This is a genomic window from Protofrankia sp. CiP1_Cm_nod4 (assembly GCF_982290645.1).
In genome coordinates this window covers 1-9,317 of the sequence record NZ_CEVIVC010000144.1, presented here as the reverse complement: position 1 = coordinate 9,317, position 9,317 = coordinate 1, and the positions used below count along the sequence as shown (strand labels likewise).

Annotated in this window: 7 protein-coding genes; all 7 read right to left on the bottom strand. The window is 74.5% G+C overall.

Features of this window, described 5'->3' with window-relative positions; translation table 11 throughout:
* Positions 1–832: 832 nt before the first annotated feature.
* The 7 genes from AC5LSR_RS20200 to AC5LSR_RS20170 all read right to left on the bottom strand — a co-directional run bounded on the left by AC5LSR_RS20200 (position 833) and on the right by AC5LSR_RS20170 (position 9,273).
* Positions 833–2,062 (bottom strand): hypothetical protein, encoded by a 1,230-nt coding sequence (locus AC5LSR_RS20200; RefSeq protein ID WP_250286620.1) that lies wholly within the window; start codon positions 2,060–2,062, stop codon positions 833–835.
* The gene (locus AC5LSR_RS20195; protein WP_493468831.1) at positions 2,055–2,351 is read right to left on the bottom strand and encodes a hypothetical protein; all 297 of its coding nucleotides are present in this window, start codon (positions 2,349–2,351) and stop codon (positions 2,055–2,057) included. The genes AC5LSR_RS20200 and AC5LSR_RS20195 overlap by 8 nt, the downstream gene beginning before the upstream one ends.
* Before the next feature lie 195 nt (positions 2,352–2,546).
* Positions 2,547–3,320 (bottom strand): molecular chaperone DnaJ, encoded by a 774-nt coding sequence (locus AC5LSR_RS20190; RefSeq protein ID WP_250286624.1) that lies wholly within the window; start codon positions 3,318–3,320, stop codon positions 2,547–2,549.
* Positions 3,313–4,548 (bottom strand): AAA family ATPase, encoded by a 1,236-nt coding sequence (locus tag AC5LSR_RS20185; RefSeq protein ID WP_250286626.1) that lies wholly within the window; start codon positions 4,546–4,548, stop codon positions 3,313–3,315. Before AC5LSR_RS20185 ends, AC5LSR_RS20190 begins: the two co-directional genes overlap by 8 nt.
* Complete coding sequence (locus AC5LSR_RS20180) at positions 4,545–6,881, bottom strand: AAA family ATPase (RefSeq protein ID WP_493468830.1); 2,337 nt, start codon at positions 6,879–6,881, stop codon at positions 4,545–4,547. The genes AC5LSR_RS20185 and AC5LSR_RS20180 overlap by 4 nt, the downstream gene beginning before the upstream one ends.
* Positions 6,878–7,960: a hypothetical protein gene (locus AC5LSR_RS20175; protein ID WP_493465608.1), complete on the bottom strand. Its 1,083-nt coding sequence runs from the start codon at positions 7,958–7,960 to the stop codon at positions 6,878–6,880. Before AC5LSR_RS20175 ends, AC5LSR_RS20180 begins: the two co-directional genes overlap by 4 nt.
* Positions 7,957–9,273 carry a JAB N-terminal domain-containing protein gene (locus tag AC5LSR_RS20170; protein WP_250286735.1) on the bottom strand — a complete coding sequence of 439 codons (1,317 nt, stop codon included), beginning with the start codon at positions 9,271–9,273 and terminating at the stop codon, positions 7,957–7,959. Before AC5LSR_RS20170 ends, AC5LSR_RS20175 begins: the two co-directional genes overlap by 4 nt.
* Between the last annotated feature and the right edge of the window lie 44 nt (positions 9,274–9,317).

Below are 9,317 nucleotides of genomic sequence, written 5' to 3'. Positions count from 1 at the left end.
GGACCATGTCAGCAGCCACCCACCAGTCCCCGGCCGGACGGGTTCCGCCGCTTCCCCCCGGGCCGGATCCGCCAGCCCTGGCCGGGCCGGATCTATCCGTCCTGGCAGGGCCGGATGCCCCGGCCGAGGCGGATCCGTTCGTCCGGGCCGAGGCGAATGCCCCGGTCGGAGCGGATCCATCGGCGCCGGACGGGCCGGATGCCCCGGTCGGGGTGGACGTCCCGGTCGGGGTGGACGTCCCGGTCGGGGTGGACGTCCCGGTCGGGGTGGATCCGTCGGAGCGGAGGAACTGGAGGCTCTCGCCATGCCCGGTCGCCACAAGCGAGCCGGCGAACACGAGTGCCGCGGACGCGGAGCCGAACCTGCCGGCAAGGGACACCACCGGCGCCGGGCCGGCGAAAGAGGCAGCCACCATCTCGGCCGGCCCAGCCGTCACGTCCGCCGCCCGGGCCGCCGGGCCGGCCGCCCCGGGCGGACCGGGCGGACCGGGCGGACCGGGCGGACCGGGCGCCCCCGCCGCCCCCGCCGGCGAAACCGGCCCATTCCAGCCGGCGTCTCCAATGCCCCCGGAGCCCCCGGAGCCGTCCGGGCCGGTCGTGGCCGTCGGCGGTGACCATGGTGCCGGCCTGTTCCCGTCACCCGCACCCGCGACCGGGCCCGCGGCCGGAGGCGATGGGGGCGAGGATGCCGGCGGGCCGGCGGCGGGCGGCGGGCCGCCGGGCTCCGCTGTCTGCGGAGCCGGAACCTCCTCCGACGGGATCTCCTGCACGTCGAAAGGGCGCCGGCGTCGCCCCTGGCCGGACGCCGGGCCGTCAGAACCAAAAGCCATCGGCTACCCTCGCGGAAGTGCTGGTCGTGGGCCCGGCGGCGCAACGGACGGCCCGGCGGGGACGGACGGCCCACCCGGAGCAAACGGCACGCGGCCGCCGGACGGGCCGGCGGCGGCCCTGGCGAGAGCCGGGCCGGCAGCGGCCGGGGCGGTGGTGGCTGGTGGGGTAGCGGCCGGGACGGCCGGCGGCAGGACCAGTTCGGTGCGCAGGACCCGCAGCGACCACTCGGCCCAGCGTTGCTCCGCGCCGGCGCGCCGCCCCCGCACGGCCGCGGCGAAGACGAGCGCGACCTGGTCGTAGCGGTGCGCGGCCTCGGCCAGCGCGACCGCCCACTGCTCGACCCGCAGGCCGGCCGCGGCCACGGGCCACAGCGGCTCGGCGACTGGCGGCTCGGCCAGCACCGCCTGGACGTCGGCGAGCACGGGCAGGACGCGCCGGGCGGGCAGCCCGTCGGCGACATCGCAGCGAGCCAGCACCAGCCGCCGCGACAGGACGTCGAACACCGACGCGACCGCCGGCTCCCCCATCCTCCCGACGGCGCCGGGCACCATCCCGACAGCACCAACCACCGATCCGGCGAGACCGATCGCCGTCCCGACAGCGCTGGGCACCGACCAGGCAGAATCGACCACTATTCCGTCAGCGCCAACCACCGACCCGGCAGAACCGGCCACCGACCCGACAGCGCCAACCACCGACCCGGCGGGACCGGCCACCATCTCGGCGGTCCCAACCACCGACCCGGCAGAACCGGCCACCATCTCGGCGGTCCCGACCACCGATCCGGCGGGAGCGGCCACCGGCCTGGCCGAACCAGCGGGCACGTCCGCCGCCGTGACCACCGAACCGGCCGTACGCCCGGCCGCCGCCGGCCCAGCCGTCATCTCAGCCGGCTCAGCTGTCGCGTCCGCCGCCCGGGCCGCCGGGCCGGCCGGCCCATATGAACCGGACAAACCGAATATTCCGGACAGTCCGGGATCGGGATCGGCTGACAGCGACGCGCGGGCGGCGGCCGGGTCGTCCAGGTTGTGGACGAGCAGCCAGGCGGCGACGTGGACGAGGCCGGCCGCGGTGTAGTCGGCGGCCGCGTCCCGGTACCGGCCGGTCCGGATGGACAGCTCCGCCGCCCGCTGGAAGGAGCCGGCGTCCCGGTAGCAGCGCGCGGCCTCGACGGTCTGCCCCGCCCGCAGGTAGCAGTCCGCGGCCCGCTCGAGCAGCACATGGTCAGTCATGAAGCCGCTGCCCTCGTTCGGCCCGTCCGGTCGACGGCTCCTCCTCGGCGGGCCACTGCCTGGCCTGCTGCTCCTGACCCACCTGCCGCTCCTGGAGCAGCGGTACGGGCTGCGGGGCCTCCTGCTCGATGAGGGCGTTGTTCTCGACGATGCGGGCGACGTCGGCGGTGATCCGGTCGTGGCGGACGTCGTGGTCGGCCGCGGGCGCGCCTTCGCTGGTGTCCTCGACGCGGAACACCTCGACCTCACCGGTGTCGGCGCGGTAACGGAACTTCACCCGGACCCGCATGCCTCACCCCCCGAATCCCGTAATCAATAACACGTGGCCCGCCAGCTCATAGCCTGTGGTTCATAGCTCGCGGTTCATGGTCCTGGTTCGTGGTTCGTGTCCGTGGTTCGTGGTTCGTGTCCGTGGTTCGTAATCCGGAATCCAGGATCTGAAATCCGCGGTCCGTGGCCCGAAGTCGGGAATCCGGCCGGGCCGTCAGATCCGCAGCTCGAATTCGATGTCGAGGACGCCGTCGTTCTCCGACCAGGTGATGCCCTCGGCGCGCCGGGCCCGGGCGTAGGCCAGGATCGCGTCCCGGTAGGCGCCGGCCAGCGCCTGGTGGAAGATGTTGCGCCCCTGAATACCGACGGTGACCAGCCGAGTGGCGGCCTCCCGGCGCAGCTCCTCGACGCGGGCAGCGGCGGCCTCGGCCAGGGCGGTGTCCGCGCGGGCCGAGGCGGTGGCTTCCACGGCGGCGCCCTCGGCGGTGTCGGCCTGCTGCCGGGCGGCGGCGAGCAGCGCCTCGACCTGGGCGTCGACAGCCCGCTCGGCGTTGCGCGCGGCCTCCCGGTGGGCGTACCGCTGCGTCCGGCCGCCGTAGTTGTCGTCGTAGTAGACGCCTTCGCCCTCGGCCTCGACGGTTTCGGCGAGCTGCCCGCGGACGACCGCGCTGGCCTCGCCGGAGGCCGTCACCTCGGCGACGGCCTCCGCAACGATCTCCAGTTCGCGGGTGGCGGGATGGTAGATCAGCCAGCCGCCGTCGAGGGCGTGCCGGAACGACTCGCCGTCACGTTCCCACCCGGCGGTGCGGGCGAGGACGCCGGTCAACGCGGCCAGGGTGGGCGCGCCGATGCCGGCGGCCAGCGGCTCGCGGACCCGGGCGTCGCCGGTGGCCTGCCCGCGCCGGGTCACCTGGCGGCGGATCTCCTGCTCCCAGGCGTCGCTGAGGTCACGGGTGGCGCGGACGCGGACCCGGCGCGGGTTACACATCGACCAGCTCCTCCTCGGCGAACCGTTCCCGGTAGATGGTGATCGTCTCCCGCTGGTGGCGTTGGACGTCGGTGAGCAGGTCACGGGCGTCGGGATGGTCGCGGCGCAGCTCCAGGACGAGCCGCTGGCCGCGTCGCAGCAGCTCCCGGAACTCCTCGGCGCGGGACGCCTCCTCCCGGCGGCCGGCCAGCTCGGCAAGATCGATCCGCAGCTCGCCGAGGCTGCGCACGGTGCGGCCGGGCTGGTCGACGGGCACTCCGGCGTCGGCGACGATCCGGCGTATCGTCTGCTCGTCCCGCGGATCGGTCCACAGGTACACGAGCGGGGCGAGGTCGGCGAGTTCGGCGGCGGCACGGCCGGCGAGCAGCGCGCGGGCCGCGAACGTCTTCTGCGCCTTCACCGCCCGCCGGTCGGAGAAGACGACGCCTTCGGCGCGCAGCGAGCGCACGATCCGGGCGAACGGCCCGCGCACGGCGGTCAGGTCGATGTCGGCGACGGCGCGCTGGAGCCGGCCGAGGTCGGCGAGGCCGAACCCGGCCCGGGTCCGCCCGGCCGGGCCGTCCGCCGCGGCCGCCCCGTCCGCCACCGCGTTGATCAGCTCCTGTTCGCCACGCCAGCCGAGGGTGAGGACGTCCTCGATGTCGTCGTCGGGGACGTAGTCGAGCCGGCAGCGCAGCAGGAACCGGTCGCTGAACGCGGCCAGCACCGGGTCGTCCGGAATGTCGTTGGACGCCCCGAGCAGCGTGATCAGATTGGCACCGACCGCCTGGGTGCCGTTGTGGAAGGTCCGTTCGTTGATGAGGGTGAGCAGGGTGTTGAGGATCGCCGAGCTGCCCTGGAACACCTCGTCGAGAAAGGCGATGTCGGCCTCGGGCAGCATGCCGGCGGTGTTCACCTGGTAGACGCCCTCGGTCTGCAGCCGCCGGATGTCGATCGGCCCGAACAGCTCGGCCGGTTCGGTGAACCGGGTCAGCAGATAGCTGAAGTAACGGGCGTCGAGCGTGCGGCGGAAGCGTTCCAGCAGGCTGCTCTTGGCGGTCCCCGGCGGCCCGACGAGCAGGACGTGCTCACGGCACAGGACGGCCAGGGCGAGCAGGTCGACCGCCTCGTCCCGGTCCACGAAGTCCTGCCGGACGTCGCGCAGCCGGGTGGCGAACGTGCGCGCCAGCACCCTGGTCGGCTGGTCCAGCGCCGGCGTGGTCACCGATGCGGTCGCTGGTGTGGTCATGGCGTGGTGCTCTCCCCCCGGCCAGGACTGGTACTGGCGTCGCGGGACGTCCCGGTTTGGGGGCTCCCGTCCGTGGTGAACTCTTCCCCATAGGTGACGATCGGGAGCATATCCGTGGTGCCACGGCGGCCGGCGACCCCGGCGACCCCGATCGGCTCGCCGGCCGGGCCGCCCGCCGGGCGGATGGCCCCACGCGTGACCGTACCGGTGCCCGCCGTGGCGGTGCCGGCGGCGGCGCCCCTCGTGCCCGCGCCACGGGTCCCCGCCCCGCCCACGGAGGCGCCCGCGGAGGGGACGTGATCCGGAGTCGCCACCAGGGCCACCCGCTGCCGGCCGGCGCCGGAGCGGCCCGGCCGCGGGTTCCGCTCCAGCTCCCGCCGCTGCCGGGCCGCGCGCAGCGCCCCGATCAGCTCGCCGAGCCGGCGGGCGTCGGCGGGCCGTCTCGGGTCGCCGACCAGCTCGTCGGCGCGGCCGTCGCGGAACACCGAGCGGATCTCGTCGCCGTTGAGCCCCTCGGTCGCCCGCGCGATGGCGTCCACCAGGACGGGGCTGACCGGGATGCCGAAGTGGCCGGCGTGCACCCGGACGATCTCCCGGCGGGCGTCCTCGTCCGGCAGGTCGATCCGGATCGGGCGGAACCGGCTCGGCCGCAGCAGCGCGTCGTCGATCAGGTCGATCCGGTTGGTCGTACCGATGATCAGAACTGGTACCTCGGGGCGGAAGCCGTCGAGTTCGGTGAGCAGCTGGGCGACGATCGCGTTGCCGGCCCGGCTGCCGCCGTCGTCCCGGCCGGTGCGCCGGGCCGCGATCGAGTCGAACTCGTCGAAGACGACCACGGCCGGGGCGTTGCGGCGGGCCTCGGCGAACAGGTCGCGGATCTTGCGTTCGCTCTCCCCGACGTACATGTCGGTGACCTCCGGCCCGCTGACCACCAGGATCGTCGCGGCCAGCCGGGCGGCCACGGCCTTGGCGAACAGCGTCTTGCCGGTGCCCGGCGGGCCGTGGAAGATGAACCCCCGCGGCACCAGGTCGTGGCGCAGGTGGGCGGGCAGGTCCACGGCGCCGCCGATGATGGTCAGCGCCCGGGTCAGCTCGGCCTTGACGTCCGCGTAGCCGCCGATCGCCGAGAACGGCACGTTCGGCACCTCGAACGAGCTGGACGTCCGGGCCTTGAACACCCGCAGCTCGTGGCGCAGGTCGGCGAAGGTGGGCCGCCGGTCGCCCTGGCGCAGCGTCGGGCGGTGCTGGTGGTAGGCGAACCGCAGGGCGTTGCGCAGCCGGACGGCGTTCATCCCGGCCACGTACTTGTACAGGTCGGTCGCGTCGAAGCCGTCGAACAGCTCGGCCTCCCCACGGGTGACCAGCGCCCGCCCGACCGGCACCCGCGCGCCGGAGCCGGTCGCCACCTCCCGGGGCAGGATCTCGATCGACAGCCGGACCGCGAACCGGTTGGCCAGCACCTCCGGGATCACCAGGGACGGGTCGGTGAACGCCAGCAGCACGCACGCGCTGCGCTCGTAGAGGACGTCGGTGAGCTCCCGGGCCTCGCTCGTCAGCGCCGCGTCGCTGCCGCCGGCGAGCAGGTCCAGATGGGGGACGACCACCACGTCACCGGGCTTGGCGTCGGTGACCGCGGCCTGCAGCGCGGCCAGCAGCTCGGCGCGGCGCCCGCCGCCGAGCGGGGTCGCCTCCCCCAGGCCGGACGGCATCCCCGGCGCCCCGGCGCCGCCGACGGGCCGCAGCGTCCGCTGGGGCCGCCCGGATCGGCCGGCGATCTCGTGGGCCAGGTGCTCGACGAGCAGCTTCTCGCAGCGCACCAGGACCGACATGCCGCTCTCCAGGTACGCGGCGGCCCGGTTGATCTCCATGTCGTGCGCGATCAGCACGGCTTCCCGCTCGCTCAGCGTCTCCGGATGCCCGAGCTCCGCGGCCACGACCTGCCCGGTCGCGCCGGTGTTCCGCTCGGCCGTGCCGGCACGGGTGTCCGCATCGGGGTCGGCGCCGACCGCGGCACCGGGGCCGGCACCGGCGTCGGCGCCAGCCGCCGGTCCACCGTCGCGCGGTGAGCCGGCCGCGGCGAGAGCCGTCAGGTCCAGGCCGGGCGGGAGGTGGAGCGGGGTCGACGGGTCGGGTTCGGCCAGCTCCAGGACAAGCCGCCGGACCGGCACCTCCAGGTAGGCCGGATCCAGCGGGGTGAGGCTGAACGCCGGCAGGTCGGCCAGCAGCTCACCGAGAGTGAGCTTCGGCTCGTCGGTCTCGGCCAGCACGTATCGATCATGAAACGCCGTCGGATCGAGCGGGACGAGCCTCAGCCTGAGGAGGCCCGCGCTCATGCCGCACCTGCCACCGACAGAGCGAGCCGGTACCGCCGGACGAGGTTCAGCGCGTCACGATGGCCGTCCAGGAACGTCCGGGAGCGGATCAGCGCCGGGTCGCGCTGGTCCAGCACGGCCAGCGGCGCCCAGAACCGGACGGTGGCGACAGGCAGGTCGTCGGGCAGGCCGGCACCGGAGAGCGCACGGGCCGCCGCGCTCAGCCGCCTGTCCCAGTCGGCGCCGTGGCGCAGCCGGGCCAGCAGGTAGGTGTCGAGCACGACATCGGGATGCTCGTGGGACAGCCGGGTCAGCAGCTCCGTCCGCCAGGTGAGCACCGCCGGGTCGGACGACCACCCAGCCAGCGCCGCGGTCAGCACGGCACGCCCGCGCGGCCGGCCGAGCAGGCCGACCGCGGCGGCGGCCTCCGTCGCGGTGGCACCCCCGGCCAGCCGGCCCAGCGGCGGCCGGTGCAGCACCGCGGTCAGGATGGACGCCCGCAGCAGCGCGTCGGCCAGCTCGGCGTCGATCGTCCGGTCGGCCGCCGGCACGACCGGCGCGGCTGCCACGGACGCCGCGGCCGGCGCAGCTGTCGCCACTTGCCCGGCTGTCGCCACTTGCCCAGGTGCCGCCGCTTGCGTGGGTGTCGAGGCTGGCGCAGCTGTCGCCGCCTGCCCGGGTGCCGAGGCGCCGGGCATGGGTCGGCACACCGACAGTGCCGGCGCGACCACCGCATGCCGGGCGAGGGCGTCGGCCCAGCCACCGGCGGACAGCCTCGGCGCCGGGACCGCCTCGGCGAGTGCCCGCGCCGCGGCGGGCTGGGCCCGCCCGCCGACCGCGGCCGCCAGCAGCAGCGCACCCGGGCCGACCGGCGCCGGATCGGCGAACGGAGGCGACCCCGCCCCGAGCCGGGCGGCCGTGTCACGGATCAGCTCCCGCAACGCCGTCACAGTGCCCGCGGTGGGACGGCCGAGCGCGCCGGCTTCCCGCAACGGACCGACCGGCGGTGGCGCCGGCCGTCCCGTGGCGTCACCCGCCGGCCGGCCTGCGGTGTCAGCGGCCCAGGCGAGCACCCGGCACGCGGTCGTCTCCGCGTTCATCCGGTGGTCTCCCAGTAGGGGGTGAGCACCATGCTCTCGCCACCATCCCGCGTCCTTCTTGCACTCCTTGTACCTCTTGTATCTCCTGCGCTTGTTGTAGGTGCGCTTGTCGTACTTCCGTCGTCGGCGGTATCGGCGGTATCGGCGGCCTCCGCGTGGTAGAAGCGCAGCACCCGATCCCGCGGGTCGTCCCGGTCGATGTTGACCAGGCCGGCGACCTGCCAGAGCCGGCGGAACGTGGTCGTGTGCAGCTCGACGTCCACCGACGACAACCCGATCTCGCCGGTGGCCGGGAACAGGTGGGTGTGGTACCAGCCGACGAGCCTTTCGTCCCGGCCGCGGCCGGCCAGCTGCTCGTTGATCCGCAGGAAGCTCTCGCCGGTGAAGGTGAAATGCAACAGGGACGCACCGGTCCGCTCCGCCGCGATCGCCGCCGTGATCTTCACGAGGTGGCTGCCGGGACGGTCCGCGTCACGGTAGACGTGACCGGCGAGAAAACCGCCTTCCTCCACCTCGGCCGAGAACTCCGTCCGGCGTTTCAGGGCGTCGGCGACGTCACGGTCGATCACCACCGTGACTCCCGGCGCAGCCGTGGCCGTAAGCATGGCACCAGCACGGACGCCGGCACCGGCGTCTGCGTCTGCGCCTGCGTCGGTATCGGCGTCACGGTCAGCCACGGGCAGCACGACATCCACGTCAGGTATTTCAGCGGGTATTTCGGCGTCGGGTATCTCGGCGTCCGCGCCGGACATCTCGGCGCCGGATATCTTGACGTCGGCACCGGGTGTCCTGGCCACGTCGGCGACGAGATCGGCGAGAGTCGCGGCCGGGGGGCCGGGCTCGTGGATCTCCTCCAGATGGAAGGCCCGGGGACGGCGGGAACCCACCGTCACCTCAACCCGGCCCTCCACCTGCGGGGCGGGCCGGACCAGGGCCACCCGGTCGAAACCGGGGCCGCGGATACCGAACCCCCAGTGCTTCTCCGCCGGGATCTGCTCGGCGAGCAGCCGCTGCAACGGCCGGGCGATGATCTCCCGGACCGAGTGCGGATGCTGGTAGAGCAGCCGACCGTCCCGGACGATGCGCACCCGCACGTAGCCGTGACTCGACCGGAGATTGACCACCGAGGGGCTGCCGGCCAGCTCGGAACGGTCCGCGACCGGCAGGAACAGCAGCTCGAAGCGGCTGCCGACCAGAGCCTCACCCAGCACCCGCTCGAAGACGGTCTGCAACAACGGGACGAGCGGTACCCGACCGACCCGGACGTAGTCGTCGGTCCGGTACAGCTCGACCTCGGTGCTCCCGGCGCTCATCGTCCGTCAGCCCCGGCCCCAGCCCCGGCCTGCGGGTCGTCACC